The 25076-nt window shown below is 66.0% G+C and carries 28 protein-coding genes; 24 read left to right on the top strand and 4 right to left on the bottom strand.

What is annotated here, in order from left to right; translation table 11 throughout:
* Nucleotides 1-15 precede the first annotated feature (15 nt).
* A complete protein-coding gene (locus ABIB38_RS16255; protein WP_429205366.1) occupies nucleotides 16-1731 on the bottom strand; it encodes an MFS transporter in 1716 nt (571 codons plus the stop codon).
* Between the two features lie 292 nt (nucleotides 1732-2023).
* On the opposite strand from ABIB38_RS16255, the gene ABIB38_RS16250 reads away from it, so the two are divergent.
* Genes ABIB38_RS16250 through ABIB38_RS16240 form a run of 3 tightly spaced genes read left to right on the top strand, consistent with a single transcriptional unit; the run spans nucleotide 2024 to nucleotide 4087 of the window.
* Nucleotides 2024-2326, top strand: a complete 303-nt coding sequence (locus ABIB38_RS16250; protein ID WP_429205365.1) for a Dabb family protein — start codon at nucleotides 2024-2026, stop codon at nucleotides 2324-2326.
* 38 nt (nucleotides 2327-2364) lie between these two features.
* Nucleotides 2365-3147, top strand: coding sequence for an SDR family oxidoreductase (locus tag ABIB38_RS16245; RefSeq protein ID WP_429205363.1), 783 nt, complete (start codon nucleotides 2365-2367; stop codon nucleotides 3145-3147).
* Between the two features lie 34 nt (nucleotides 3148-3181).
* Nucleotides 3182-4087 carry an SDR family oxidoreductase gene (locus ABIB38_RS16240; protein WP_429205362.1) on the top strand — a complete coding sequence of 302 codons (906 nt, stop codon included), beginning with the start codon at nucleotides 3182-3184 and terminating at the stop codon, nucleotides 4085-4087.
* 364 nt (nucleotides 4088-4451) lie between these two features.
* Here the strand turns inward: ABIB38_RS16240 and ABIB38_RS16235 are convergent, their stop codons facing one another.
* The 3 genes from ABIB38_RS16235 to ABIB38_RS16225 are packed head-to-tail and all read right to left on the bottom strand — an operon-like array spanning nucleotide 4452 to nucleotide 6567.
* Nucleotides 4452-5213, bottom strand: coding sequence for an NRDE family protein (locus ABIB38_RS16235; protein WP_429205361.1), 762 nt, complete (start codon nucleotides 5211-5213; stop codon nucleotides 4452-4454).
* Entirely contained in the window at nucleotides 5204-5494 is a 291-nt protein-coding gene (locus ABIB38_RS16230; RefSeq protein ID WP_429205360.1) for a DUF4936 family protein, read from the bottom strand. Before ABIB38_RS16230 ends, ABIB38_RS16235 begins: the two co-directional genes overlap by 10 nt.
* A 2-nt stretch (nucleotides 5495-5496) precedes the next feature.
* Nucleotides 5497-6567, bottom strand: a complete 1071-nt coding sequence (locus ABIB38_RS16225) for a YgfZ/GcvT domain-containing protein (protein WP_429205359.1) — start codon at nucleotides 6565-6567, stop codon at nucleotides 5497-5499.
* Between the two features lie 124 nt (nucleotides 6568-6691).
* On the opposite strand from ABIB38_RS16225, the gene mltG reads away from it, so the two are divergent.
* The 21 genes from mltG to ABIB38_RS16120 all read left to right on the top strand — a co-directional run bounded on the left by mltG (nucleotide 6692) and on the right by ABIB38_RS16120 (nucleotide 24995).
* Nucleotides 6692-7711, top strand: coding sequence for an endolytic transglycosylase MltG (mltG, locus tag ABIB38_RS16220; protein ID WP_429205357.1), 1020 nt, complete (start codon nucleotides 6692-6694; stop codon nucleotides 7709-7711).
* 17 nt (nucleotides 7712-7728) lie between these two features.
* Nucleotides 7729-8337: a dTMP kinase gene (gene tmk, locus ABIB38_RS16215; RefSeq protein WP_429205355.1), complete on the top strand. Its 609-nt coding sequence runs from the start codon at nucleotides 7729-7731 to the stop codon at nucleotides 8335-8337.
* 2 nt (nucleotides 8338-8339) lie between these two features.
* Nucleotides 8340-9356 carry a DNA polymerase III subunit delta' gene (locus ABIB38_RS16210; protein WP_429205497.1) on the top strand — a complete coding sequence of 339 codons (1017 nt, stop codon included), beginning with the start codon at nucleotides 8340-8342 and terminating at the stop codon, nucleotides 9354-9356.
* 10 nt (nucleotides 9357-9366) lie between these two features.
* Complete coding sequence (locus ABIB38_RS16205) at nucleotides 9367-9744, top strand: PilZ domain-containing protein (protein WP_429205353.1); 378 nt, start codon at nucleotides 9367-9369, stop codon at nucleotides 9742-9744.
* Nucleotides 9745-9759: 15 nt separating this feature from the next.
* On the top strand, nucleotides 9760-10281 hold the full coding sequence (locus ABIB38_RS16200; RefSeq protein ID WP_429205351.1) for an N-acetyltransferase family protein: 522 nt from the start codon (nucleotides 9760-9762) through the stop codon (nucleotides 10279-10281).
* 51 nt (nucleotides 10282-10332) lie between these two features.
* The gene (locus tag ABIB38_RS16195; protein ID WP_429205349.1) at nucleotides 10333-10719 is read left to right on the top strand and encodes a hypothetical protein; all 387 of its coding nucleotides are present in this window, start codon (nucleotides 10333-10335) and stop codon (nucleotides 10717-10719) included.
* Between the two features lie 79 nt (nucleotides 10720-10798).
* Nucleotides 10799-12025 (top strand): TolC family protein, encoded by a 1227-nt coding sequence (locus ABIB38_RS16190; protein ID WP_429205347.1) that lies wholly within the window; start codon nucleotides 10799-10801, stop codon nucleotides 12023-12025.
* On the top strand, nucleotides 12022-12579 hold the full coding sequence (locus tag ABIB38_RS16185; RefSeq protein WP_429205345.1) for a hypothetical protein: 558 nt from the start codon (nucleotides 12022-12024) through the stop codon (nucleotides 12577-12579). Before ABIB38_RS16190 ends, ABIB38_RS16185 begins: the two co-directional genes overlap by 4 nt.
* Nucleotide 12580: 1 nt before the next feature.
* The gene (locus ABIB38_RS16180) at nucleotides 12581-13696 is read left to right on the top strand and encodes an efflux RND transporter periplasmic adaptor subunit (RefSeq protein WP_429205343.1); all 1116 of its coding nucleotides are present in this window, start codon (nucleotides 12581-12583) and stop codon (nucleotides 13694-13696) included.
* A gap of 6 nt (nucleotides 13697-13702) precedes the next feature.
* Nucleotides 13703-16801 (top strand): efflux RND transporter permease subunit, encoded by a 3099-nt coding sequence (locus ABIB38_RS16175; RefSeq protein ID WP_429205342.1) that lies wholly within the window; start codon nucleotides 13703-13705, stop codon nucleotides 16799-16801.
* A gap of 59 nt (nucleotides 16802-16860) precedes the next feature.
* The gene (locus tag ABIB38_RS16170) at nucleotides 16861-17235 is read left to right on the top strand and encodes a hypothetical protein (protein ID WP_429205340.1); all 375 of its coding nucleotides are present in this window, start codon (nucleotides 16861-16863) and stop codon (nucleotides 17233-17235) included.
* Between the two features lie 56 nt (nucleotides 17236-17291).
* The gene (locus ABIB38_RS16165; protein WP_429205495.1) at nucleotides 17292-18074 is read left to right on the top strand and encodes a TatD family hydrolase; all 783 of its coding nucleotides are present in this window, start codon (nucleotides 17292-17294) and stop codon (nucleotides 18072-18074) included.
* Between the two features lie 3 nt (nucleotides 18075-18077).
* Nucleotides 18078-18740 (top strand): ankyrin repeat domain-containing protein, encoded by a 663-nt coding sequence (locus ABIB38_RS16160; protein ID WP_429205338.1) that lies wholly within the window; start codon nucleotides 18078-18080, stop codon nucleotides 18738-18740.
* 127 nt (nucleotides 18741-18867) lie between these two features.
* A complete protein-coding gene (locus ABIB38_RS16155) occupies nucleotides 18868-19806 on the top strand; it encodes a methyltransferase domain-containing protein (RefSeq protein ID WP_429205337.1) in 939 nt (312 codons plus the stop codon).
* A 146-nt stretch (nucleotides 19807-19952) separates the two neighbouring features.
* Nucleotides 19953-20153, top strand: a complete 201-nt coding sequence (locus ABIB38_RS16150) for a hypothetical protein (protein ID WP_429205335.1) — start codon at nucleotides 19953-19955, stop codon at nucleotides 20151-20153.
* Nucleotides 20154-20262: 109 nt separating this feature from the next.
* Nucleotides 20263-20490, top strand: a complete 228-nt coding sequence (locus ABIB38_RS16145) for a DUF6139 family protein (RefSeq protein ID WP_429205333.1) — start codon at nucleotides 20263-20265, stop codon at nucleotides 20488-20490.
* 179 nt (nucleotides 20491-20669) lie between these two features.
* Nucleotides 20670-21569 carry a lipid A hydroxylase LpxO gene (gene lpxO / locus ABIB38_RS16140; RefSeq protein ID WP_429205332.1) on the top strand — a complete coding sequence of 300 codons (900 nt, stop codon included), beginning with the start codon at nucleotides 20670-20672 and terminating at the stop codon, nucleotides 21567-21569.
* Between the two features lie 115 nt (nucleotides 21570-21684).
* On the top strand, nucleotides 21685-22308 hold the full coding sequence (locus ABIB38_RS16135; RefSeq protein WP_429205331.1) for an IS607 family transposase: 624 nt from the start codon (nucleotides 21685-21687) through the stop codon (nucleotides 22306-22308).
* Nucleotides 22302-23498: an RNA-guided endonuclease InsQ/TnpB family protein gene (locus ABIB38_RS16130; RefSeq protein ID WP_429205330.1), complete on the top strand. Its 1197-nt coding sequence runs from the start codon at nucleotides 22302-22304 to the stop codon at nucleotides 23496-23498. Before ABIB38_RS16135 ends, ABIB38_RS16130 begins: the two co-directional genes overlap by 7 nt.
* 94 nt (nucleotides 23499-23592) lie before the next feature.
* Nucleotides 23593-24192 carry an NAD(P)H:quinone oxidoreductase gene (wrbA, locus tag ABIB38_RS16125; RefSeq protein ID WP_429205328.1) on the top strand — a complete coding sequence of 200 codons (600 nt, stop codon included), beginning with the start codon at nucleotides 23593-23595 and terminating at the stop codon, nucleotides 24190-24192.
* Between the two features lie 104 nt (nucleotides 24193-24296).
* Nucleotides 24297-24995 (top strand): glutathione binding-like protein, encoded by a 699-nt coding sequence (locus tag ABIB38_RS16120; RefSeq protein WP_429205326.1) that lies wholly within the window; start codon nucleotides 24297-24299, stop codon nucleotides 24993-24995.
* The last annotated feature ends 81 nt before the right edge of the window (nucleotides 24996-25076 follow it).

Here is a 25076-nt window from a genome sequence, read left to right as displayed (position 1 = left end):
TCTACGCCATCGGGTTCAGTCGTTGGCGTAGATATTGTTGTCCTTGGTTTCCCGCACGAACAGCGCCCCGATGACGAAGGTGACGAGCGCGATGATGATCGGATACCACAGTCCGTAATAGATATTGCCCTTGAACGCCACCAGCGCGAAGGCCGTCGTCGGCAGCAGGCCGCCGAACCAGCCGTTGCCGATATGATACGGCAGCGACATCGAGGTATAGCGGATCCGGGTCGGGAACATCTCCACCAGCATCGCCGCGATCGGGCCGTACACCATGGTCACGTACAGCACCAGGATGAACAGGAACAGCACCAGCATCGGCTTGTTGATCTGCGTCGGATCGGCTTTTTCAGGATAACCGGCGGCCTTCAGCGCGCCGTTCACTTCGCTCTTGAGCGCCGTCTCACTGGCCAGCGACGCCTTGTCGAAGTTCAGGTTATCCGGCGTCATGACGGCGTTGAACGAACGGAACTCGGTCTCGCCGATCCTGATCGTGGCGACCGTGCCGGCTGGCGCATCGACGCGGTTGTAACTCACCGACGCCGCGGTCAGCATGCGCGTGGCGATGTCGCACGAGGACGGGAATTTCTTGGTGCCGGTGGCGTCGATCTGGAAGCTGCACGTGTTCGGGTCGGCGACCACCACCACTGGCGAGGTCTGGATCGCAGCTTCGAGCGCTGGATTGCCGTAGTGGGTGATGGCCTTGAAGATCGGAAAATAGGTGGCGGCGGCGATCACGCAGCCGCCCAGGATGATCCACTTGCGCCCGATCTTGTCCGACAGCGCGCCGAACACGATGAAGAACGGGGTCGCCAGCAGCAGGGCGATCGCGATCAGGATGTTCGCGGTGGGCTCGGCGATCTTGAGCGTCTTGGTCAGGAAGAACAGGGCGTAGAACTGGCCGGTGTACCACACCACGGCCTGGCCCATGGTCAGGCCGAGCAGGGCCAGCAGGGCGACCTTGGCGTTCTTGGGCTTGAGGAAGGCTTCGGACAATGGCGCCTTCGAGGTCTTGCCCTCGGCTTTCATCTTGGCGAAGGCCGGCGACTCGTTCATCGACAGGCGGATCCAGACCGAGATGCCGAGCAGGATCACCGAGATCAGGAAGGGAATGCGCCAGCCCCAGGCCTGGAATTCCTCTTCGCCGGTCAGGGTGCGGGTGCCCAGGATGACCAGGATCGACAGGAACAGGCCGATCGTGGCCGTGGTCTGGATGAAGGATGTGAACAGGCCGCGCTTGCCGTGCGGCGCGTGCTCGGCCACGTAGGTGGCGGCGCCGCCGTATTCGCCGCCCAGCGCCAGGCCCTGCAGGATACGCAGCGTGACCAGGATGATCGGCGCCGCGATGCCGATCTGGGCGTAGCTCGGCAGGATGCCGACCAGGAAGGTCGAGGCGCCCATCAGCAGGATGGTCACCAGGAACGTGTACTTACGCCCGATCATGTCGCCCAGGCGGCCAAACACCAGCGCGCCGAACGGGCGCACGATGAAGCCGGCGGCAAAGGCCAATAACGCGAAGATGAAGGTGGTGTTGGGGTCGCCGATGAAGAACTGCTTGGCGATGATGGTAGCGAGCGAGCCGTACAGATAGAAGTCATACCATTCGAACACGGTGCCCAGGGAAGAGGCGGCGATGACCTTGCGTTCTTCCTTGGTGAGTCCGGTGGAGGTCGGTGCAGCTTGTCCTCCGACAGTATTGCCGGGTGTGATAGCCATAGATGTCTCCGTCATTAATTTTTTGTAACCGGAAATGCTGATTGTTGGTCAGCTGACATGACTGTGCGCCCGAAACCTTACGCGAATCTTGCATCCACCTTACGCACAGCTTACGGATCGCCTGGGGTATCCCGCTTTTTTGTGTCGGACTACATCCCGTGGGGGAAAGAATCGTCCTATCCCGTTGCATATGGATTTGATATTTCGTCCCGAACGGCCACGCTGTCGCTATGCTATCCTCGACCGGCTTTCCGGCACGGCAAGTGCCGGGAGGGCATTCACCCACCATGCATAGACAGGAACAGGAATGATCAAGCACATCGTGATGTGGAAGTTGAAAGAGCAGGCGGAAGGCGCGGACCGCGCGACCAATGCGCGCGAGATGAAGCGCCGGCTGGACGCGTGCGCGGCGGTCGTGCCGGGCATCCTGGCCTTCGAGGTGACCCTGGCCCAGCCCGGCCTCGAGGCGACCTATGACGTGGTGCTGTATTCGGAATTCGCCGACCGCGCCGCGCTCGAGGCTTACGCCAAGCATCCGACCCACCAGGCCGTCGTGCCCTTCATCGGCGCCATCCGTGAAGCGCGCCAGTGCATGGACTACGAGGTCTGAGCAACGCCGCTTTCCGCTAACGACCACCGGGAGACCCCATGCGCACCACCCAGGAACTGTTTTCACTGAAGGGCAAGACCGCCATCGTGACCGGCGGCTCGCGCGGGCTCGGCCTGCAGATGGCGCAGGCGCTCGGCGAGCAGGGCGCGCGCCTGGTGATCGCGTCGCGCAAGCAGGAAGAGCTCGATGCAGCCGTTGCCCAACTGCAGGCGCTCGGCATCGAGGCCAGCAGCTTCGCGGGGGACCTGTCCGACCCGGGCCAGGCGCAGGCGCTGGTCGAGGCCGCGATCGCGCGCCTCGGGCAGGTCGACATCCTGGTCAACAACGCGGGCGCCACCTGGGGCGCGCCGGCCGAGGACTTTCCGCTCGAGGCCTGGGACAAGGTGATGAACCTGAACGTGCGCGCGATCTTCCTGGTGTCGCAGGCGGTCGGCAAGCTGTCGATGATTCCGCGCCGTTACGGCCGCATCGTCAATATCTCGTCGATTGCCGGCCTGGCCGGCAACCCGCCCGATGCGATGCAGACGCTGGCGTACAACACGTCCAAGGGCGCGGTGGTAAATTTCACCCGGACGCTTGCTGGCGAGTGGGGGCGCTACGGCATCACGGTCAATTCGATCGCGCCGGGCTTCTTTCCATCGAAAATGACGAAGGGCGTGCTTGCTGCCTACGGCGCCGACGGCTTGGCGGCCGCGGCGCCGCTCAAGCGCCTGGGCGACGACGAAGACCTGAAGGGCGCCGTGGTGCTGTTCGCCTCGGATGCCGGCAAGCACATCACCGGCCAGGTGCTGGCGGTGGATGGCGGGGTGACGGCGGTGTGACCGCGGTCTGGTTTGACGAGAGGGAGGGGTGGAGATGGACGAGTTTCACGGAAAGGTTGCGGCCATTACCGGCGCCGCCAGCGGCCTGGGGCGCGAGTTCGCGAACCTGGCCGCTGGCCTTGGCATGAAGCTGGTGCTGGCCGACGTCCAGCCCAAGGCCCTCGAAAAGGCGGCCGATGAACTGGCGAAGCGCACCGAGGTGCTGGCCATGGTGTGCGACGTGCGCAAAGGCCAGCACGTGCAGGAACTGGCCGATTCGGCGATGGCGCGGTTCGGTGCGGTGCACCTGGTGTTCAACAACGCCGGCGTCGGCGCGGGCGGCCTGGTGTGGGAAAATTCCGAGGAAGACTGGGAATGGGTACTGGGCGTGAACCTGTGGGGCGTGATCCACGGCGTGCGCGTGTTCACCCGCACGATGCTCGAGTGCGCAGCGCAGGATCCGGGTTACCGCGGCTGGATCGTCAACACCGCCTCGATGGCGGGTCTACTCAATTCGCCGGCGCTGGGCGTCTACAACGTATCCAAGCATGCGGTGGTGTCGCTCACCGAGACTCTGTACCACGACCTCAAGCTGGTCGATGCGCCGATCGGCGCCTCGGTGCTGTGCCCGTATTTCATCCCGACCGCGATCGCGCAATCGCACCGCCACCGGCCGGACGAATTGCGCACCGACGAAATCATGACCGCGAGCCAGATGGCGGCGCAGGCGCTCACCGAAAAGGCGGTAGGTTCCGGCAAGGTGTCGGCGGCGGACGTGGCGCGGCTGACGTTCGAGGCGATCCGCGAGGGGCGGTTCTACGTGTTCTCGCACCCGCAGGCGCTGGGCGCGGTGGCCGAGCGCATGGACGCTTTGGTGCATGCGCGCCAGCCGGCGGATCCGTATGCGGCGACGCCGCATCTGAAGGAAATTTTGAAGGCGGGGATGAAAGGGCGACGCTGACGTTCACGGGGACGATTCTGTGCCGATGCGCCGGCTGGCTTGGGTTCCCGCCTTCGCGGGAACGACGTGCTGGCGCTAACGATCCTGCTCAACGTTGCCACGTGCCCCGAAACGTCGTTCCCGCGAAGGCGGGAACCCAAGTTCGTTCGCGTCATCGCGACGCCAAATTTTGAAGGCGGGATGAAAGGGCGACGCTGACGTTCACGGGGATGATATGCGCCGATGCGCAGGCTGGCTTGGGTTCCCGCCTGCGCGGGAACGACGTGCTGGCGCTGACGATCCTGTTCAACGTAGCCACGTGCCCCGAAACGTCGTTCCCGCGCAGGCGGGAACCCAGGTTCGTTCGCGTCATCGCGACGACGAATCACGCCGCAGCCACGACCCCCGGCTGCACCACCCGCTCATGCAGCTCCGGCGCCGCATCGTGATACAGCTTGACCACGGTCGAGGTGCGCGTGCCGTATTCGGGCGACTCGATGCATACCGGCGACAGCATGCGCTCCATCTCGATCGGCACGCCGGTCTCGGGCAGCCGCACGTCCGGCGCGGGCGTGGTGTCGGCCAGCATCTCGAAGTAGGCATCCTCGGGCGCGCCCTGGCACAAGAGGCTCGCGAACTGCGCCTTGGTGCGCAGCACCTTGGGCCAGGGCGTGTCCAGCAGGCCGTTCGAGATGCCGTAGATGCGGCCCCGTGGCAATGGCTGGCCGTTGTGCGGGTCGGTCTTGCCGCGGTTCGAGTACCAGTACAGCGACTCGCGGTCGCCCAGCACCAGGTTGTAGCCGTTGTACAGGTCGGGGCGCGCCGCCAGTTCGGCCACGTAGGCCGCCGCATCGAGCTCGCCGCGCAGGTAGTCGGCCACCAGCGCGCCGCGCGACGGGGCGTCGGTGCGGCGTTCTTCGGGGCCCCGGATATTGGTCAGCGCCGCGAAGCGCGGGCCGTTGGGGCCGGTGAGCGACACGCCCATCCAGCTGCCGCCGCCCTGCAGGTCGCGCCCCGCGATCACGTGCGGCGCATGCGGCCAGGGACCGGCCGGCGTGGCGGGGCGGTCATAGAATTCGTCGCGGTTGGCCGCAGCGATGACGGGCACGCCGGGAACGACGTGCCAGGCGAAGACGATCAGGCACATGGCGGCAGGTCCGTGAAAATTTCAAGGCGGCGCGGCCCGGCGAGCAGGGCGTCGATGCCGGCCTCGCCGACCGCCCGCGCCAGCACCTCGTCGAAGTCCTCCGTCACGCCCGGATAGATTTCCATCCAGGTCTGCAGGCCGTCCTTGTCTTCGGGGCGGCGCTTGAGCGCGACCCGCACGCCGGCGTCCAGCTCCAGGCGGCGGGCCATGGCGTGCACCAGCGGCGCCAGCCGGGAGGCATCGACGCTGCGCACCTTGTAGTAGACGTAGAAGTCGACCATCGCTAGTCGTCGATCGCGTCGAGGCTGTAGGGCATGGGCAGGAAACGCAGCGGCGCGCCGGCGGCCGAACCCAGGCGCACCTCTTCTCCCAGCGCCGCCAGCTTGATCTCGACCAGCGCATCGGCGCCGCCACGGCCGTTTGGCGCGGCGTTGACCACCATGCCGCAGGGTTGGTCCGGGTCCGCGGTGGAGAAGACCTCGTCGCCGGCACGCGCCGTGGCATCGTCGATGCCGGCCAGCGTGGTGCGGCGCTTGATCTTGCCCAGGTATTTGGTGCGCGCGACGATTTCCTGGCCCGGATAGCAGCCTTTCTTGAAATTGACGCCGCCCAGCAGTTCGAGGTTGATCATCTGGGGCACGAACTGTTCCTGCGTCGCGGCGTCCACCTGCGGCTCGCCGGCGTGGATGGCGGCCAGGCGCCAGGCCTGGTTGCCGCCCAGGGCGAGCTCCTGTTTCAGTATCGGCAGGGCGGCGCTCGCCGCCTCGTTTGACGCGAGCCACAGGTAGCGCGGCGCGCCGAAGGCGTCGTGCAGGCGCAGCACGGTGCCGAACGCGCCGCTGGTCTTGCCCATCGGCGCGCCGGGTAGCGCATTTACGAAGCGGCCGAGTGCCGCCTGCGCCCTGGCGCCGCCAAGGCCGAGCACGGCCGCGAACGGCGCTGCGTCGGTGGCATCGACCAGCTTGGCTTTGCTGCGCAGCACAAACATCGACAGGCGTTTTTGCAGCGGCGCCTGGATCGCGCGCGGCAGCTGCAAATAGATGGTATCAAGGCCGGCGTCAGGGTCGCGCCACATCAGCAGGCTGGCCTGCAGGCGGCCTTTCGGCGTGCAGAATCCGGCGAAACGGGCTTCGGTTTGCTGCAGGTGCTCGACGTCGTTAGTGAGTTGCGCATGCAGGAATTTCGCGGCTTCTTCACCGGCGACGGCGATCAGGCCCTGGTCGCTGACGGCGGCGACAAAACCCGCCGCGAGCGTGTCAATATCGAGGGGCGCGCCGAAGTCCTCGACCTGGGTGGCTCCGTCGGGATGGAAGCGTGCGCCGTATGTGGCGAGGTGATCAGTCCAGTTACTCATGAAAATCCGAAATATTTTGGCAATTAGGCTTTATCATTACGGCCTCATTATAGAGTTGTCGGGGAAATCGCGCCGGGAGCGCCGCAAACTGCACCTGCCGCCGCGCTGAATCCGCACACACCACATGGCATTCATAAAAAAATTACTCGTAACCGGCGTCGTGGTGACGCTGGCAGCCGCAGGCGGATTCTCCTGGTGGACCAAGCACGCGCTCACCACGGGCGGCGAGCCGATCGAATTCACGATCGATGCCGGCAGCGGCGTCGCAGCGAGCGCGCAGCAGATGGTGGCGGCCGGCGTGCCGATCAATCCCACCCTGTTCGTGCTGCTGGCACGCCTGACGGGCGACGCCGCCCGCATCAAGGCCGGCAGCTATGAACTCAAGCCCGATACCAGCCCGCGCCGCCTGCTGACCCAGTTGGTGCGCGGCGAGTTCGCGCAAGAAGCGATCACCATCATCGAAGGCTGGACCTTCCGCCAGATGCGCGAGGCGATCGGTTCGCACAACCGCCTCAGGCACGACACGGTCAAGCTCTCCGACCAGGCATTGATGAGCAAGATCTCGACCGAGTTCAAGGATCCGGAAGGCCTGTTCTTCCCAGACACTTATTTGTTCGCCAAGGGCTCGTCGGAAATCGAGATCTACCGCCGCGCGCACCAGGCCATGCTCGACCACCTGAACGCGGCCTGGGAAAAGCGCAACAAGGACCTGCCGTACAAGACGCCGTACGAAGCCCTGATCATGGCCTCGATCGTCGAGAAGGAGACGGGCCAGAAGAGCGAACGGAACATGATCGCCGGCGTGTTCGTCAACCGCCTGCGCACCGGCATGCTGCTGCAGACCGATCCGACCGTGATCTACGGGATGGGCCAGGCCTATGCGGGCCAGATCCGTAAAAAAGACCTGCTGACCGATACCCCTTACAATACCTATACGCGCGGCGGGCTGCCGCCGACGCCGATCGCGTTGCCTGGTTTGCAGTCTCTGCACGCGGCGCTCGCGCCGGCCGAGACCCCGGCGCTGTATTTCGTGGCGCGCGGCGACGGCACCAGCCACTTCTCGAACAATTTGCTGGATCATAACCGGGCGGTCAACCGTTTCCAGCGCGGCATCACCAACGGGCCACTCACCGAGTCCCACTAATAGAATCAAGGCAGCGCATGCAGGGCAAGTTCATTACCTTCGAAGGCATCGATGGGGCCGGGAAATCGACCCACATCGGCTTCGTCACCGATTACCTGGCATCGCGCGGCAAGCAGATCGTCTCGTCGCGCGAACCGGGCGGCACGCCGCTGGGCGAAAAGCTGCGCGACTTGCTGTTGCATGAAAAAATGCACCTGGAAACCGAGGCGCTGCTGATGTTCGCCAGCCGGCGCGAACACATCGCGCAAGTCATCGCCCCCAGCCTGGCCGCGGGCAAATGGGTGCTGTCGGACCGCTTCACCGACGCCAGCTTCGCCTACCAGAGCGGCGGCCGCGGCCTGCCGCGCGCCAAGATGGAAGCGCTGGAAGCCTGGGTGCATCCCGAGCTCCAGCCCGACCTGACCTTGCTGTTCGACGTGCCGCTCGAGGTGGCGCGCCAGCGCCTGGACGCGACCCGCACGCTGGACAAGTTCGAACGCGAAGAGGCCGACTTCTTCGCCAAGTGCCGCGCCGAATACCTGCGCCGCGCGGCGCAGTTCCCCGCGCGTTTCGTGGTGGTCGATTCGACCCGCAGCATTGCCGATATCCAGGCCAGCCTGGCCCACGTTCTGGAGAAATTGCTGTGACGATGTACCCGTGGCACGGGGCCGCCTGGTCCCAGCTGCAGCAGATGCGCGCGCGCATGCCGCACGCGATCCTGTTCCATGGCCCGGCCGGCACCGGCAAGGCCGACTTCATCGAAGCCTTTGCCCAGGCGCTGCTGTGCGAGAACCCGCGGCCCGACGGCCATGCCTGCGACGCTTGCGCGTCGTGCGGCTGGTTCGTCCAGCACAATCACCCGGATTACCGCCGCGTGCGGCCCGAGGCGTTCGAAGACGACTTGCCGGAGGGCGGCGAGGACGGCGAAACGGGCGCCAAGTCGAAATCGACCAGGGCGCCGTCGAAAGAGATCAAGATCGAGCAGATCCGCAATCTGGCGGATTTCATGAACATCTCGACCCACCGCCAGGGCTTGCGGGTGGTGGTGCTGTATCCGGCCGAGGCGCTGAACATGCCGGCGTCGAACGCGCTGCTCAAGACGCTCGAAGAACCGCCGCCCGGCACCGTGTTCCTGCTCTCGTCCAACAGCCTGGATCGCCTGCTGCCGACGATCCTGTCGCGCTGCCGCAAGTTCGCGCTGCCGATGCCGTCGCACGACGACGCCCTGGGCTGGCTCAACGAGCAGGGTGTGCCGGACGCCGAGAGCTGGCTGCGCGAGCAGGGCGGCGCGCCGCTGGCGGCCCTGGCCGAATCGAACAGCGGCAGCCGCGACGACATGGAGGCGCTGCTGCAATTCCTGGCGCGGCCGGCGCCGGATGCGGCGCTGCGCGCCGCCGAGAAGCTGGCCAAGGCGGAACTGCCGGCCCTGGTGGCCTGGACCCAGCGCTGGCTGTACGATGTGTTTTCGTACAAATTGTCGGGCAAACTCCGCTACTATCCGCGCTACCAGAAGGAGGTGGCGGCGCTGGCCGGCCGCGTCCAGACGCAGGGGCTGCTGCGCGTCGTCAAGGCCGTGAACGAGCGGCGGGCTGTGGCGGATCATCCTTTGTCGGCAAAATTGTTTGTCGAAGATATGCTGCTTGAGTACACTGCTTGCTGCACATGAAAGGACCACGATGAGCGTCACCCAGCCAGAGACGAACCCAGCCCAGGCCCCGCGGCCGTCGGTGCTGTCGCTGGCGATCAAGGAAAAGGCGGCGCTGTACGCGGCCTACATGCCGTTTCTGAAAAACGGCGGCATGTTCGTGCCGACCAACAAACCTTACAAGATCGGCGACGAGATCTACCTGATCCTGGCGCTGATGGACGACCCGAACAAATACCCGATCGCCGGCACCGTGGCCTGGATCACCCCGAGCGGCGCCAATAACAACAAGGCGCAAGGCATCGGCGTGCATTTCCCGGCCGACGAGGCCGGGCAGCGCGCCAAGGCCCGCATCGAGGAAATCCTCGGCGCGGCGTTGCGGTCTTCGCGCGCAACCCATACCCTGTAACTTCACTATCGTTTCATGCCATCCTACGTCCATCGCCTGGCCCGACGCGACGACCTGCCGGTCATCGTCGACATCTACAACTCCACCGTCGCCTCGCGCGAAGTCACCGCCGACACCGAACCGGTCTCCGTCGCCTCGCGCGAAGCCTGGTTCGACGACCACACGCCGGATCGGCGCCCGCTGTGGGTGATCCACGATGCCGACGACCAGAGCGCGCATCCCGAGGTACTGGGCTGGCTGTCGTATTCGAACTTCTACGGCCGTCCGGCGTATTCGGGCACGGCCGAAGTGTCGATCTACATCGCAGAAAGCGCGCGCGGCAAGGGATTGGGCCGCTATTGCCTGGAGCTGGCGATCGCCTTCGCGCCCCAGGTCAACGTGCATACCCTGCTGGGTTTCATTTTCGGCCACAACCAGCCGAGCCTGGCGCTGTTCCGCAAGTACGGCTTCGAGACCTGGGCCAATTTTCCGCGCGTGGCCAATCTCGACGGGATCGAGCGCGACCTGGTCATTCTCGGCAAGCGCGTCGCAGACTGACGGAGGCTGAGGCAGCTGTTATAATTTTTTAACATTTGCCGAGTGATTCCCGTGCGCCGGATCGTCCACATCCTCCTGCTGCTTTGCCTGCCCCTGTATGGTTTCGCCATGCAGGGCGGCTTGCCGCCCGTTGCAGGCGCGGTCTCGCTCGCGCACGCGCTGGAGCACGACCAGGGCATACCCCATCACCATCACGAGGACGACGGCAGCGTTCACTACGACGCGCCGGATGCAACCCTCGACCACGCGCACGAACATTCCTCGCCGTTACAACCGGTAGGCGTCGGTTTCCCGCGCCTGGTGCTCCCGGTGGAACCGCCCGTCTCCGAGCCGGGGCCCTATATCGCCCACGCGGTCCCCGAACCGTTCCTCGACGGGCCACACCGGCCTCCCGCTGTCTCCCTCGGCCACGCTGCCGGGGGATCGCTGCACGCATAATCGACAGATCGAGGCGCAACGCAACTTGCGCCGACGTGCTCGCCCTCGGTGATCTTGAACGTCATCCGATGGAGCACACATGCGCACCTGCCGCCTGTCCCTTTACCTTGTCGGCGCCGCCCTCGGCCTGTCATGCCAGGTCATCGCCGCGCCCGCGGCGCCGGCCGCACCCGGCGCCACCTTACAACTCGCCGTCGAGCGCGCGTGGCAGCGCGCGCCCGCCGCCCGCACGCTGGACGCCCGCCAGGCCGAAGCCGCCGCGGCGCGCGACATCGCCGCTTCGTGGCTTGCCGCCAGCCCGACGCTCGGCCTGTCGCGGCGTGCGGACCAGGGGTCGCTTGACCGCGACCAGCGCGAATCCGAGATCTCGGTGTCGTCATCGTTCTACCTGCCGGGCCAGAAGAGCGCCCGCGAAGCGCTGGCCGCGCGCAGCCTGGAAGAAGTCGCGGCCCATCTCGGCGCCACGCGCCTTGTGGTTGCCGGCCTGGTACGCGCGCGCATGTGGGAAGCGGCCGCCGCCCGGGTCGCCCTGGAGGAGAAGCAGGATCACCTGGTGCATCTCGAAGAACTCCTTGACGAGGTGCAGCAACGGGTCGCGGCCGGCGACCTGGCGCGCAGCGACGGGCTGCTCGCCCAGCAGGAAGTCCTCGCGGCCCGGATCGACGTCGGCGCGGCCCGCACCGCGGCGAGCGAGGCGCTGGCGCGCTATCGCGTCCTGACCGGCCTGTCCGACCTGCCCCCGCTCGACCCCGAGCCGCTCGCCGAACGCGCGGTCGCGGCCAATCCGCGCCTGGCGGCGGCGCAGGCTTCCGAGTTGCGCGCGCAGGCGGCGCTGCGCCTTGCCGCGGCATCGCGCTCGGCGCCGCCGACCATTGCCGTGGCGGTTCGCCGGGAGGAAGAAAGGCTGCTGCGACGGCCCGCCGACAGCATCGGCGTCGCCCTGCAGATCCCGCTCGGCAGCGCCGCACGCAACCGGCCGGCCGAAGCCCAGGCCCACACCGTGATCGCGACCGCCGCCGCCGAGGCGGCCGAGGCCCAGGCCAATGCCGAGGCCGACGTCGAGGTCGCCAGGGAACGGCTGGCGCATGCGCGCGCCGCGCTGGAAAACGCCACGGCGCGCGCCAGCGCGCTGCGCGAGCACACCGCGCTGTTCGACAAAGCCTTCCGCCATGGTGAAAAAGGCCTTGCCGAGCTGCTCCGTTCACGCGCACTCGGCCACGAGGCCGAGGTCGCCGTCGCACGGCAACAAGTCGCGCTCGGGTTCGCGCATGCCCAACTCAATCAAGCCTTGGGAATCCTTCCATGAAATATCTGCACCTGTTATTGACCGCCATGCTGCTCATGTCGTCGGCGTTCGCCGGCCCCGGAGCCCACGGACCCGACGGCGAACACCTCGACGGCCCGGCGAGCGCCGGCGGCGCCGCATCGTCCGCCCCCAGCGTCGAAACCTTCACGGAAGCGTTCGAACTGGTCGGCCATCTATCCGGCGGCGAACTGTCGATCATGATCGACCGCTATGAAACGAACGAGCCGGTGCTGGGCGCCGTCCTCGAGGTCCAGTACCGGGACTTGACGGCGCAGGCCACGTTCCACCCCGACCTGGGCGACTACGCGATCGACGACCCGAAGCTGGTGGCCGCCATCTCCGCGCCGGGCGCCCATGCGCTGCTGTTCACCCTGGTCGCAGGTGAGGAAAGCGATCTGCTCGAGGGCACGCTCACGGTCACCGAAGCGCTTGATGACCACGGACACGGGCACGGGTTCGAGCGCCGCTGGCTGCTGGCCGGGACTGTAGCGCTTGTCCTGGCTGCTGCCGCAATGGTCGTTGTACGACGCCGCCGCCACGCGAAGGAAATCTGACATGACCATCACACAACGCATGATCGCCGGCCTGAGCGCCGGCCTGTTCGCAACGTTCGTGCTGGCCGCGCCCGGCGCGCATGGCCCGAACGGCGAGCATTTGGACGGCCAGTCCACGGCCAGCGCCGGTGGACTGGCGCGACTGCCCGATGGCAGCGTCAACGTTCCCAAGCTGGCGCAGCGCCGCATGGGCGTGCGCACCCTGATGGTCAAGGAGGGGGAATATGCGCGCACCGTGCAATTGAACGGGCGCGCAGGCATCGACCCGAATGCGGGCGGACGGGTGCAGGCGCCGTTCGCGGGCCAGATCGCGCCGGGTCCGAATGGCTTGCCGGTTGCCGGACAGCGCGTCGTCAAGGGCCAGATGCTGGCGCGCCTGCAGCCGGTGGGCGGCGCGATCGAGCGGGGCAACCAGGCCGCGCAACTGGCCGCGCTGCGCGCCAACCGCGCCCTGCTGGAAAAGCGCGTGGAGCGCCTGACATCGCTCGAAGGCGTGGTGCCGGCCAGGGAAATCGAAGCCGCCCGGGCCGAACTGGCCGCGACCGTCGGCCAGGAACGCGCGGTGGCCCGTTCGATCGGCGGCGCCGAGGCGATCGTGGCCCCTGCGGGTGGCGTGATCGCCAGCGCAGCGGTGCTGAACGGCCAGATCGTCGAATCGCGCGACGTGCTGTTTGAGATCGTCGATCCGCAGCGCATGGTGATCGAGGCCATGTCGCCCGATGTGGCGATCGCGCGCAAGATCCGCGCCGCCACGCTCGCCGGCATGCCGGATGTCGAGCTGACCCTGCTGGGCGGCGCGCGCGCGCTGCGTGCCGGCGCAGTGCCGATCAATTTCCGTGCGCGCGGCACGGCGCTCGACCTGGCCGTGGGCCAGCCGGTGACGGTGCTGGCCAGGCTCGATACGACGGTCAAGGGCATTGCCTTGCCGGCCGCGGCGCTGGCGCGCAACCCGGCCAATGAGACGGTGGTCTGGATCAAGTCCGGCGCACAGCGTTTCATCGCCCTGCCGGTGGAGGCGACCGCGCTCGACGCGCGCACTGTCGTCGTCACCAAGGGGCTCAGCCCCGATAACCGGGTGGTGGTCACGGGGACCTCCCTGATCAACCAGATTAGGTGACCATCCATGTTTGATTCAATCGTTCGCTTCAGCCTGCGCAACCGCCTGTTCGTCCTGGCGGCGGCGGCGATGCTGATGGTTTACGGCGCCATGACCGCATGGCGTACCCCGGTGGATGTGTTCCCCGATCTGAACAAGCCGGTCGTCACCGTGCTGACCGAAGCCGGCGGCATGGCCCCGGAAGAGGTCGAGCAGCTGGTGTCCTTCCCGATCGAGACGTCGCTCAACGGCATGCCCGGCGTCACGCGCGTCCGTTCGGTGTCGGGTGTCGGCCTGTCCATCGTGTACGCCGAGTTCGACTGGGGAACCGATATCTACCGCAACCGGCAGCTGGTATCCGAGCGGATCACGCTGGTCAAGGAGCAGCTGCCCGGGAATATTTCGCCGGTCATGGGGCCGGTGTCGTCGATCATGGGCGAGATCATGCTGATCGCCTTGCCGATCGATGTCGCCAGGACCGATCCGATGAAGGCGCGCGAGTATGCCGATTTCGTCTTGCGGCCGCGCCTGCTCTCGATTCCGGGCGTGTCGCAGGTCATCCCGATCGGCGGCGACGTGCGCCAGCTGCGCGTCGAGCCGGATACGGCGCGCATGGCGCAATTCAATGTATCGCTGGAGCAGGTGACGACGGCGCTGCGCGGCTTTGCCTCCAACACCAGTGGCGGCTTCGTCGACCTGAACAACCGCGAATACCTGATCCGCAACCTGGGCCGGACCAACCGCCTGGACGACGTCAAGGGCCTGGCGGTCGCCTATCGCGATGGCGCGCCGGTGCTGCTCGAACAGGTGGCCGGCGTGCGCTACGCGCCCGCCTTCAAGCGCGGCGACGCCGGCCTGAACGGCAAGCCGGCCGTGATCGTCAGCGTGCAGAAGCAACCCGCCGCCGACACCGTGCGCCTGACGCGCGACATCGAGACCGCGCTGGCGGAGCTGAAACAAGGTCTTCCGGCCGGCATCTCGAAGCCGGTGGTCCTGTTCCGCCAGGCGAATTTCATCGACGCTTCCATCGGCAACGTGGTCGAGGCCCTGCGCGACGGCGCGATCCTGGTCGCGATCATCCTGTTCGCCTTCCTGCTCAGCGCGCGCACGACCCTGATCTCGCTGGTCGCCATTCCGCTGTCGCTGGCCATGACGGCGCTGGCCTTCCACCTGCTCGGCCAGTCGATCAACGTGATGACGCTGGGCGGGCTGGCCATCGCGATCGGCGAACTGGTCGATGATGCCGTGGTGGACGTGGAGAACATCGTGCGCCGCCTCAAGCAGCGCCAGGAAAGCGGCCACTCGGTGCTGGAAACCATCTGGCATGCCTCGGTCGAGGTGCGCTCGGGCATCGTCTACGCGACGGTGATCGTCGTGCTTGTGTTCGTGCCGCTGTTCGCCTTGCCCGGCATCGAGGGCCGGCTGTTTGCACCGTTGGGCATTGCCTACATCACCTCGATCCTGGCCTCGATGCTGGTGTCCATGACCGTGACCCCGGCACTGGCCTACTACCTGCTGCCGAAGATGAAGCGCCTGCACCGCGGCGACAGCCCGATCGTGCGCCGCATCAAGGCCTGGGACACGGCCGCCCTGCACTGGTCATTGCCGCGCATCCGCATGCTGCTGGCCGTGGCCCTGATCGCGGTGCTGGCGGCCGCGGCGTCCGTGCCGTTCTTCCCGCGCGCCTTCCTGCCGTCGTTTAACGAAGGCTCGCTGGTCATGGGCATGACCTTCACGCCGGGTACCTCATTGGCGGAGGCGAACCGCATGGGCTCCCTTGCCGAGACCCTGATCGCCCAAGTGCCGGAAGTAACGAAGGTCGGGCGCCGCACGGGCCGTGCCGAACTGGATGAGCACGCCGAGGGCGTGCACTCGGCAGAGATCGATGTCGATCTGAAATCGTCCGAGCGCTCGCGGGAAGAAATCATGGCGAGCATCCGCAACCAGCTGTCGGTGATTCCCGCCTCGGTCGCGATCGGCCAGCCGATCTCGCACCGCCTCGACCATCTGCTCTCCGGCGTGCGCGCCCAGGTCGCCCTGAAGATCTACGGCGACGACATCGATACGCTGCGCGGCCTGGCCGACGGCCTGCAGGGCCGCCTGCGCGCGGTGCCGGGCCTGGTCGACCTGTCGGTGGAGCGGCAGGTCCTGATCCCGCAGATCAAGGTGCGGATCGATTACCGCAAGGCGGCGCAATACGGCCTCGCGGCGGGCGATGTGCTGCAGGCGCTACAGGCCTTGGCTGAGGGCACGCGCGTCACCCAGGTCATTGACGGCGCACGGCGCTTCGATCTGGTCGTGCGTCTGGCCGACGTCGACCGCACGCCGCAGGACTTGGCACGCGTGATGCTCACCACGCCCGCGGGGCAGATTCCGCTCTCGAGCGTGGCCACTGTCGAAGAAGGCGACGGTCCCAACCAGATTGGCCGCGAGAACGGGCGCCGCCGGATTGTCGTCTACGCAAATACCGACGGTTCCAACATGTCGCGCATTATCGACGACGTGCGCAAGACGGTTGCCGCCAGCCAGCTCCCGGGCGGCTACTTCGTCAGTGTCGAAGGGCAGTTCCAGGCACAGGAACAGGCGCAGCAACTGATCGTGGGCCTGTCGCTGGGATCGCTCGTACTGATCTTCCTTGTGCTCTATTCGCGCTACCGCTCGTCGACGCTTGCGCTCGTCATCATGGGAAATATTCCGTTCGCCCTGGTCGGCAGCGTCGTCGCGATGTGGATCGCGGGCGTGTCCTTGTCGGTCGCCTCGATGGTCGGCTTCATCACGCTGGCCGGCATCGCGACACGCAACGGCATCCTCAAGGTGAGCCATTACATCAACCTCTGCAAGTTCGAGGGCGAGACGTTCGGCTGGCCCATGATCGTGCGCGGCTCGATCGAACGCCTGACGCCGGTCCTGATGACGGCGCTCGTCGCGGCCTTCGCACTGACGCCCCTGCTGTTGGCCGCGGATGCTCCGGGCAAGGAAATCCTGCATCCGGTCGCGGTCGTGATCTTCGGTGGGCTGATCAGTTCCACCTTGCTCGATTCGCTGTTGACGCCACTGATCTTCTGGAAGGTGGGACGCCGCCCGCTCGAGCGCCTGCTGGCGGAAAAAGGCGGCGACAGCTATTGATTTACATGGGCCAAGTGGCGGCGCCCATTGTCAGCCGCCACGGTTTTCTGGAGCATCAAATGAAAAACATCCTTGCAGTAGCGGCCCTGGCGGCCAGCATCGTCCTGTCGGGCAACGTCCTCGCGCACGAGGCCAAGCCCAAGCATGGCGGCATCGTGCAAAGCGCGGGCGACCTGTCGTTCGAACTCGTTACCAAAGACGGCGGCGCCACCATTCACGTCGACGACCACGGCAAGGACTTGCCGACCGCGGGCGCCACCGGCACCCTGACCGTGTTGAACGGCGCGCAAAAGTCCCAACTGCCGCTCGTGGCAGGCGCGAACAACACGCTGGTCGCGAAGGGCGACGCCAGGCTCGCCCCTGGCAGCAAGGCGGTCGCGGCCATCACCTTTGCGGACAAGAAGGCGGTGAGCGTTCGTTTTTCGATCAAGTAATTGTTGGGGGAGCGGCCCGCATGGCGCTCCCCGTCAGCTGGCTTTACAATGGCGGGATGTATATCGATTCCCATTGCCATATCAATTTCCCGGAACTGGCAGCGCGCATGCCCGAAGTCCTGGCCAAGATGGCCGAGAACAAGGTGACGCACGCGCTGTGCGTGTCGGTGGACCTGCCTGACTTTCCGCAGGTGCTCGCGCTGGCCGAGCAGTATCCGCATATCTTCGCCTCGGTCGGGGTCCATCCCGACTACGCAGACACGCCGGAACCGACCGTGGCGCAACTCGTCGAGCTGGCGGACCATCCGAAGATCGTCGCCATCGGCGAGACCGGCCTGGATTACTACCGCCTCGAAGGCGATCTGGAATGGCAGCGCGAGCGCTTCCGCGTGCACATCCGCGCTTCGCGCGAGACCCGCAAGCCCTTGATCATCCACACCCGCGCCGCCAGCGAGGACACGATCCGCCTGATGAAGGAAGAGGGCGCCGGCACGGACGCGGGCGGCGTGGCCGGCGTCATGCATTGCTTCACCGAATCGCTGGCCGTGGCCGAGGCCGCCATGGCCCAGGGCTTTTATATCTCGTTCTCGGGCATCGTCACCTTCAAGAGCGCCAAGGAGCTTCAAGCGGTGGCGCAGGCCGTGCCGCTCGAGCGCATGCTGATCGAGACCGATTCGCCGTATCTCGCGCCGGTGCCGTTCCGCGGCCGGATGAACGAGCCGGGCTATGTGGCCCACGTGGCCGAGTACATCGCCACGCTCAAGGGCGTCTCGCTGCGCGAGGTGGCCGAGCGCACCAGCGAGAATTTCTTCAAGTTGTTCACGACCGCCAGGAGCTGACCCATGCCGATCCGCCGCCTGCTTGCCGCCAGTTTGCTGTTTGCCGCAGTCGCCGGCGCCCACGCCGTGGAGCCGCCCACGCCGCAGCAGGTGAGCTCGTTCTTCCGCGCGGTGCAGATGGATGACGCCAGTACGGTGCGCAAGATGGTCGGCGCGGTCGTCAATGCCAACGAACTCAATCCCCTGGGCGGCGAGCCGGCCCTGGTGCTGGCGATCCGCGAAGGTGCGCGCGAGGTGATCGGTGAACTGCTGCGCCATCCGGGCACCGATCTCGAGCGCAAGGCGATCAATGGCAATACGGCGCTGATGATGGCCGCCTTCAAGCGCAACGAAGAGGTCGTCCGCGCGCTGCTGGACAAGGGCGCCAGGGTCAATCAGCCGGGCTGGACCGCGCTGCACTACGCCGCCGCCAGCGGCGACGACAGGATCGTGCAATTGCTGATCGAGCGCGGCGCCACGCTCGACGCCGTGTCGCCGCGCGCCAGCGGCGCCTTCACGCCGCTGATGCTGGCGGCGCGCGAAGGGAATGACAAGACCGCGCGGCTCCTGGTCGCGCGCGGCGCCGACACCGCGCTGAAGAACACGGAAGGGCATACCGCGGCCGGGATCGCCGCGCAGGCGGGGCGCGACGAGCTGGCCAGGGCACTGACCGGCGCTGCCCGCTGATCCTGCCTGAATGACAATTCAATCGTGAATTGGGCGGTAAAACGTAGTTAGCTCGACCAATTGCGTGAGGGCAATGGTGTTCATAATGGTTCCACGGTTAAACGACCACCGACCAACAAGGATACCCATGCTCAACGAACGCGAAATCGAAAGCTGCTACCTGGGGCAGTTCATTCCAGTCCACTACCATCACAATATGCTGATGGACCAGAACCGGATGCACAACTTCAAGAACGCCATCCATTATTCCGTGTTCCCCGGCGCGAAAGTGCTGGAGCTGGGCGGCGGCACCGGCGTGCTGTCCTTCTTCGCTGCCCAGAGTGCCTCGAAGGTGTACTGCGTCGAGTTCAACCCGGACATGGTGCAGGAGGCGCGCCGCTTCCTGGCGATGAATCCGAACGGCGACAAGGTCGAGGTGATCCATGCCGACGCCTTCGACTACCTGCCGCCGGAACCGGTCGATGTCGTGATCTGCGAGATGATCCACGTCGGCATGCTGCGCGAAAAGCAGGTCGAGGTGATCGAATCGTTCAAGCGCCGCTACCTGGCCAAATTCGGCGGCCCGCTGCCGCTGTTCATGCCGGAAGCCGTGATCATGGCGGCCCAGCCGATCCAGCAGGCGTATGACTTCGACGGCTTCTACGCCCCGATCGTCCAGTTCCAGGAAACCGGCGTGGTCCAGCCAGGCACGGTCGAGCTGGCCCAGCCCGCCGTGTACAGCATCCTCGATTTCAGCCAGCCGGTCGACAGCCTGATCGCCTGGGAAGGCGCGCTCGTGGTGGAGCAGGGCGGCACCCTGAACGCGATGCGTTTCGTGACCAAGAACGTGCTGGCCATCGTGCAGGAGCAGGCGGCCACGATCGACTGGCTCAACCACTACATGACCCTGCCGCTGCACCGTCCGCTCGAGGTCGAGGCTGGCGACCTGCTGCGCATCTCGCTCGCCTACCGCGCCGGCGGCTCGATCCCATCGCTGCAGGCGTCGATCCAGGTCGAGGTTGTGGCCGAGGAAGCGCAAACCGCGGCGCAGGCGCCGGCGGTCGAGGAAGCAGCCAGCTTCGCCTGATGTGGCAACCATGGGCGGACCGGGCGGTCCGCTCATCCTTTCCGGCGACCGTTCGGGCCGCCATTTCCCCCATTCATCGCACGCCGCTGGCCCCACGACCTCGTTCGGCATATATTCCTCATGATGCTTCTTCATGGAGAAAGACGATGCTGAGTTTCCTGGCCTGGCTGGTGCTGCTGTTCCTTTGCTGGCCAATCGCGCTGATTGCCCTCGTGCTGTATCCTGTGGTGTGGCTGCTGTTGCTGCCGTTTCGCCTGCTGGGCATCGGCGTCGATGCCGTGTTCAGCCTGCTGCGCGCGATCGTCATGCTGCCCGCGCGCGTGCTTGGACACCATCCCGCGCGCTGACGAGCCTGTTTAAGTGTTCGGCAGATAACAGACTAGGGCCACTTGATCTTCTACTGTGGAGCTGCGCGCTTTCATCCGGAAAGCGTGCATTGAATAGAGGAAAATGACTATGCGCCTGGATATTTACCGCAGAGCCGAGCACGACGGCAAGTTCTCGTACCTGGCCGTGCCCGAAGCGAAGAACATTCCCGAAGAAGCCACCAATACCGATTGGGAGATCGAAGCCCGCGCCTTCGAGGTCGATGACGACGCCGACCAGATCGAGGATTTCGACATCGATAACCTCAACGGCCAGATCGCCGAAAAAGGGTATGCGATGACGTCGGTACTGCACTGACATTTTCCTGGCGGTCTTGCCACCGCCCGCGCCGGCAGACGGGCCGTCCGGCCCGTCTGCCGGCGCCATTCCCGCTCCCCAGCGCGTCGGCGGGGCCGCCACGGCCCAACAGCCGATGTGGTATCCTGCGTCCTTGATCAAGTAGGTCAGCCGCTTGCATGGCTGCGATGGAGGATGTGATGAAGTGGGTCGTGGTGGGTTTCTATGTTCTGTCTATCCTGCACATCCATTTCCGCGGGCGCGTGCGCCTGCCGCTGCGTCGCCAGATCTTCGACCACTCGTCGTTCATGGCGCCGATCAATCTCTTCATGCACAAGTTCTCGAAGGTCCCGAACACGCCCTTCATCCCGGTCAGCGAGTTCCCGGAACTGGCGCGCCTGCAAGAGAACTGGCCGATCATCCGCGCCGAAGCCGAGAACCTGCTCGCGCTCAAGAAGATCAAGGCGGCCGAGCAGAACGACGATGCCGGCTTCAATTCCTTCTTCAAGAACGGCTGGAAGCGCTTCTACCTCAAGTGGTATGACGCCAGCCACCCGTCGGCCGAGCGCCTGTGCCCGCAAACCTACGCGCTGCTGCAATCGATTCCTTCGGTCAAGGCGGCGATGTTCGCCGAGCTGCCGCCGGGCGGCAAGCTCAATCCGCACCGCGACCCGTTCGCCGGCTCGATGCGCTACCACCTGGGCCTGGCCACGCCGAACGACGACCGCTGCTTCATCGACGTCGACGGCGAGCGCCACAGCTGGCGCGACGGCCAGGGCGTGGTGTTCGACGAGACCTATATCCACTGGGCGATCAACGGCAGCGAGAGCGACCGCGTGATCCTGTTCTGCGACGTCGAGCGCCCGATGCGCTACCGCTGGATGCAGGCCTTCAACCGCTGGTTCGGCCGCACCGTGATGACCGCCGCCGCCTCGCCGAACGAAACCGGCGACCAGGTTGGCCTGGTGAGCAAGCTGTTCCGCATCTCCTTCTATGCCGGCCAATACCGCCGCCGCTTCAAGGCCTGGAACAAGACCGCCTACAACATCACCCGCGTGGCGCTGGTCGTCGCGCTGGCCGCCTTCATCTACTGGATCTGATCCGCCTGAGGCAGTAGGGCGCGCAGGCGGGGCGCCTGACCGCTCCATGTGTTTGCGAAAACGGGCTTTTTACAGTCAGCCCGAACTTGCTCATTGTTGCGCGGTCTTATGCAATATGAGCAAGCTTGTTTCGATCAGAGTCGCCGCCAAGGCGCTTGGTGTCTCGGCCAGCACGCTGCGGCGCTGGGAAACGAGTGGACGCCTCGTGCCAGTGCGCACCGAGGGCGGCCAGCGCCGCTACGACCTGGCGGCCCTATGCCCCCGGTTCGCCCATGGCGCGCCGGCGCCGCGCCAGACGATCGCCTATGCGCGCGTCTCCAGTCACGACCAGCGCGCCGACCTGGAACGGCAAAAGCGGGTGCTCGAACTGTACTGCGCAAGCCAGGGCTGGTCCTTCGAAACGATCGCCGACCTTGGCTCGGGCATGAACTACCACAAGAAAGGCCTGGCCCGGCTACTCGAGGCGATCCTGGCAGGCACGGCCGGACGCCTGGTGCTGACCCACAAGGATTGCCTCCTGCGCTTCGGCGCCGAGTTGGTATTCGCCGTCTGCGAGGCAAAACAGGTCGAGGTCGTCATCATCAACCGGGGCGAGGACAGCAGCTTTGAGGAAGACCTGGCCAGCGACGTGCTGGAGATCATCACCGTCTTTTCTGCACGGCTGTACGGCAGCCGAAGCCACCGGAACAAGAAGCTGATCGACGGGGTGCGCCGCGCCGTTCAGGAGGCGCAGTGCTGATCGCGCACCGCATCCGGCTCGACCCCAACAACGCCCAGGCCACGTACCTGGCGCGCGCGGCCGGCGTCGCCCGCTTCGCCTACAACTGGGCCCTGGCCGAGTGGCAGAGACAATACGAGGCGTGCAAGGCCAACCCCGCCCTGCCGGCGCCGTCGCAGCTGGCGCTGCGGCGCCAGCTCAACGCCATCAAGCGCGAGCAGTTCCCCTGGATGCTCGAGGTGACCAAGAATGCGCCGCAGATGGCGATCATCCAGCTCGGCGAGGCCTTCAAGAATTTCTTCGCGCGCCGCGCGCGCTACCCGAAGTTCCGCAAGAAGGGACGGCACGACCGTTTTACCTTGACCAACGACCAGTTCCGCATCGACGGCAAACGCATCCAGATCCCGAAGCTGGGCCCTGTTCGCATGCGCGAAAGCCTGCGCTTTGCCGGCCGCATCGTCTCGGCCACCGTCTCGCGCTCTGCCGGGCACTGGTACGCCAGCATCACGGTCGATACCGCAGAGGAAACGCACCTGCTGCCCGCCGACAACCAAGGCGCGGTCGGGGTCGACCTCGGGGTGGCGGCGCTGGCGACCCTGTCGAACGGCGAAGTGTGGACCGGGCCGAAGGCGCTCCGATCCCTGCTCGGGTGGCTGCGCCGGCTGTCGCGCTCCCTCTCGCGCAAGGTCAAGGGCTCGCGCAACCGGGCCAAGGCGAAACTGAAGCTGAGCCGGCTGCACGCGAAGATCGGCCACCTGCGCAGCAACGCCTTGCACCAGCTCACCAGCAGCATCGCGCGGCGCTTCCACACCATCGGCATCGAGGACCTGAACGTCAAGGGCATGCTGGGCAACCGGCGCCTGGCGCGCGCGATCGCCGACATGGGTTTCCATGAACTGCGCCGCCAGCTGGACTACAAGGCGGCGTGGCGCGGTGGCCGGGTGGTGGTGGCCGGCCGCTGGTACCCGAGCAGCAAGACGTGCTCGATCTGCGGCCACATGCTGGAGAAGCTCGACCTGGGCACGAGGCAGTGGACCTGCCCGGGCTGCGGGACGGTCCACGACCGCGATGTCAATGCGGCCGTTAACCTTGAAACAATGGCGGTGAGTTCTACCGCGACAGCCTGTGGAGGGGCAGGCGCTGGCGCCGTGCGCGGGCACGGCGTGAAACCGGCCCCGGTGAAGCAGGAATCCAGCAGCGAGCAGGTTTAGGCAATTTCGACCAGCGTTGCACAAGTCTGGAGGAACGGCATTCGGCCATTGTCGCTACAATGGCTGTTCCGAATCCCACACATGGAGGAAGTCGATGGCAAAAGTACTGGTACTGTATTACTCGTCGTATGGCCACATCGAGACGATGGCGAACGCGGTCGCCGAAGGCGCGCGCAGCGCGGGCGCGACGGTTGACGTCAAGCGGGTTCCCGAGACCGTCCCGGAAGACGTCGCCAAGGGCGCCCACTTCAAGCTCGACCAGGCCGCGCCGATCGCCACGGTGGCCGAGCTGGAACACTACGACGCCATCATCGTCGGCGCACCGACCCGCTACGGCCGCATGCCCGGCCAGATGGCGGCCTTCCTCGACCAGACCGGCAGCTTGTGGGCGCGCGGCGCGCTCAACGGCAAGGTGGGCGGTGCGTTTACCTCCACCGCGACCCAGCACGGCGGCCAGGAAGCCACGCTGTTCTCGATCATCACCAATCTGCTCCACTTCGGCATGACCATCGTCGGTCTGCCGTACAGCTACCAGGAACAGATGACGCTGGACGAGATCGTCGGCGGCAGCCCTTACGGCGCCACCACCATCGCCGGCGGCCAGGGCCAGCGCCAGCCGAGCGAGAAGGACCTGGGCGGCGCCCGCCACCAGGGCGAACTCATCGCCAAGACCGCCAACAAGCTGTTCGGCTGATCGCTGCGGACCTGCCCGCTGTGCCACTCGCGCAGCGGGCAGTTTGAATCTTTGGTATCGTTGGACTCTGCCGCCGCGGCGGTTCCTGAAGAGGCGCCAACGACATGACCCAGCTCTCCGACTTTCCCATTACTCAAAAATGGCCGGCCGCCCATCCCGACCGGTTGCAGCTGTACTCGATGCCCACCCCGAACGGCGTCAAGATCCCGATCATGCTGGAAGAAATCGGCCTGCCGTACGAGGCGCACCGGGTCGACTTCGCGAAGGACGAGCAGAATTCGCCAGCCTTCCTGTCACTGAACCCGAACAACAAGATTCCCGCCATCCTCGATCCGGACGGCCCGGACGGGCAGCCGCTGGCGCTGTTCGAATCGGGCGCGATCCTGCTCTACCTGGCCGAAAAGAGCGGCAAGCTGATTCCGCCGGATGCGGCGGGGCGCTACCGCGTCATCCAGTGGGTGATGTTCCAGATCGGCGGGGTGGGGCCGATGTTCGGCCAGCTCGGCTTTTTTGCGAAGTTCGGCGGCGCAGAGTACGAGGACAAGCGGCCGCGCGACCGCTTCGCCGCCGAATCGCGCCGGCTGTTTCGCGTGATCGACGCGCAGCTGGCTCAGCATACCTGGATCGCGGGCAACGACTTCACCATTGCCGATATCGCGGTGTTCCCCTGGATTAATGGCTTGCTGAACTTCTACGAGGCGGAAGACTTGGTCGGCGCCGAAGACTTCGGCAATGTGAGGGATGCGCTGGAGCGTTTCCTGGCCCGCCCCTCAGTCAGGAGAGGACTCAAGATCCCGGCCTGACCCGCTGCCGATTGGTCGGGGCTGGAGGTCGGCCGCACGATCAAGTCGCCGACGCCGACGGCGCCCGCGGGCGCCGTCAAG

The sequence above is a fragment of the Massilia sp. UYP11 genome (assembly GCF_050434805.1).
GTDB lineage: Bacteria > Pseudomonadota > Gammaproteobacteria > Burkholderiales > Burkholderiaceae_D > Telluria.
The sequence above is the reverse complement of the archived record's forward strand: the minus strand, read 5'-3'. Positions and strand labels throughout refer to the sequence as shown.

What these genes read in the sequence shown, in the direction of transcription:
- ABIB38_RS16185 (WP_429205345.1), top strand. Translation starts at nt 12,022, where the DNA reads ATGAAATATCTGCACCTGTTATTGACCGCCATGCTGCTCATGTCGTCG.
- ABIB38_RS16155 (WP_429205337.1), top strand. Translation starts at nt 18,868, where the DNA reads ATGCTCAACGAACGCGAAATCGAAAGCTGCTACCTGGGGCAGTTCATT.
- ABIB38_RS16205 (WP_429205353.1), top strand. Translation starts at nt 9,367, where the DNA reads ATGAGCGTCACCCAGCCAGAGACGAACCCAGCCCAGGCCCCGCGGCCG.
- ABIB38_RS16225 (WP_429205359.1), bottom strand. Translation starts at nt 6,567, where the DNA reads ATGAGTAACTGGACTGATCACCTCGCCACATACGGCGCACGCTTCCAT.
- lpxO (WP_429205332.1), top strand. Translation starts at nt 20,670, where the DNA reads ATGAAGTGGGTCGTGGTGGGTTTCTATGTTCTGTCTATCCTGCACATC.
- ABIB38_RS16250 (WP_429205365.1), top strand. Translation starts at nt 2,024, where the DNA reads ATGATCAAGCACATCGTGATGTGGAAGTTGAAAGAGCAGGCGGAAGGC.
- ABIB38_RS16175 (WP_429205342.1), top strand. Translation starts at nt 13,703, where the DNA reads ATGTTTGATTCAATCGTTCGCTTCAGCCTGCGCAACCGCCTGTTCGTC.
- ABIB38_RS16120 (WP_429205326.1), top strand. Translation starts at nt 24,297, where the DNA reads ATGACCCAGCTCTCCGACTTTCCCATTACTCAAAAATGGCCGGCCGCC.
- ABIB38_RS16160 (WP_429205338.1), top strand. Translation starts at nt 18,078, where the DNA reads ATGCCGATCCGCCGCCTGCTTGCCGCCAGTTTGCTGTTTGCCGCAGTC.
- ABIB38_RS16245 (WP_429205363.1), top strand. Translation starts at nt 2,365, where the DNA reads ATGCGCACCACCCAGGAACTGTTTTCACTGAAGGGCAAGACCGCCATC.
- ABIB38_RS16150 (WP_429205335.1), top strand. Translation starts at nt 19,953, where the DNA reads ATGCTGAGTTTCCTGGCCTGGCTGGTGCTGCTGTTCCTTTGCTGGCCA.
- ABIB38_RS16180 (WP_429205343.1), top strand. Translation starts at nt 12,581, where the DNA reads ATGACCATCACACAACGCATGATCGCCGGCCTGAGCGCCGGCCTGTTC.
- ABIB38_RS16235 (WP_429205361.1), bottom strand. Translation starts at nt 5,213, where the DNA reads ATGTGCCTGATCGTCTTCGCCTGGCACGTCGTTCCCGGCGTGCCCGTC.
- ABIB38_RS16230 (WP_429205360.1), bottom strand. Translation starts at nt 5,494, where the DNA reads ATGGTCGACTTCTACGTCTACTACAAGGTGCGCAGCGTCGATGCCTCC.
- mltG (WP_429205357.1), top strand. Translation starts at nt 6,692, where the DNA reads ATGGCATTCATAAAAAAATTACTCGTAACCGGCGTCGTGGTGACGCTG.
- ABIB38_RS16165 (WP_429205495.1), top strand. Translation starts at nt 17,292, where the DNA reads ATGTATATCGATTCCCATTGCCATATCAATTTCCCGGAACTGGCAGCG.
- ABIB38_RS16135 (WP_429205331.1), top strand. Translation starts at nt 21,685, where the DNA reads ATGAGCAAGCTTGTTTCGATCAGAGTCGCCGCCAAGGCGCTTGGTGTC.
- tmk (WP_429205355.1), top strand. Translation starts at nt 7,729, where the DNA reads ATGCAGGGCAAGTTCATTACCTTCGAAGGCATCGATGGGGCCGGGAAA.
- ABIB38_RS16190 (WP_429205347.1), top strand. Translation starts at nt 10,799, where the DNA reads ATGCGCACCTGCCGCCTGTCCCTTTACCTTGTCGGCGCCGCCCTCGGC.
- ABIB38_RS16145 (WP_429205333.1), top strand. Translation starts at nt 20,263, where the DNA reads ATGCGCCTGGATATTTACCGCAGAGCCGAGCACGACGGCAAGTTCTCG.
- ABIB38_RS16210 (WP_429205497.1), top strand. Translation starts at nt 8,340, where the DNA reads ATGTACCCGTGGCACGGGGCCGCCTGGTCCCAGCTGCAGCAGATGCGC.
- wrbA (WP_429205328.1), top strand. Translation starts at nt 23,593, where the DNA reads ATGGCAAAAGTACTGGTACTGTATTACTCGTCGTATGGCCACATCGAG.
- ABIB38_RS16240 (WP_429205362.1), top strand. Translation starts at nt 3,182, where the DNA reads ATGGACGAGTTTCACGGAAAGGTTGCGGCCATTACCGGCGCCGCCAGC.
- ABIB38_RS16200 (WP_429205351.1), top strand. Translation starts at nt 9,760, where the DNA reads ATGCCATCCTACGTCCATCGCCTGGCCCGACGCGACGACCTGCCGGTC.
- ABIB38_RS16170 (WP_429205340.1), top strand. Translation starts at nt 16,861, where the DNA reads ATGAAAAACATCCTTGCAGTAGCGGCCCTGGCGGCCAGCATCGTCCTG.
- ABIB38_RS16255 (WP_429205366.1), bottom strand. Translation starts at nt 1,731, where the DNA reads ATGACGGAGACATCTATGGCTATCACACCCGGCAATACTGTCGGAGGA.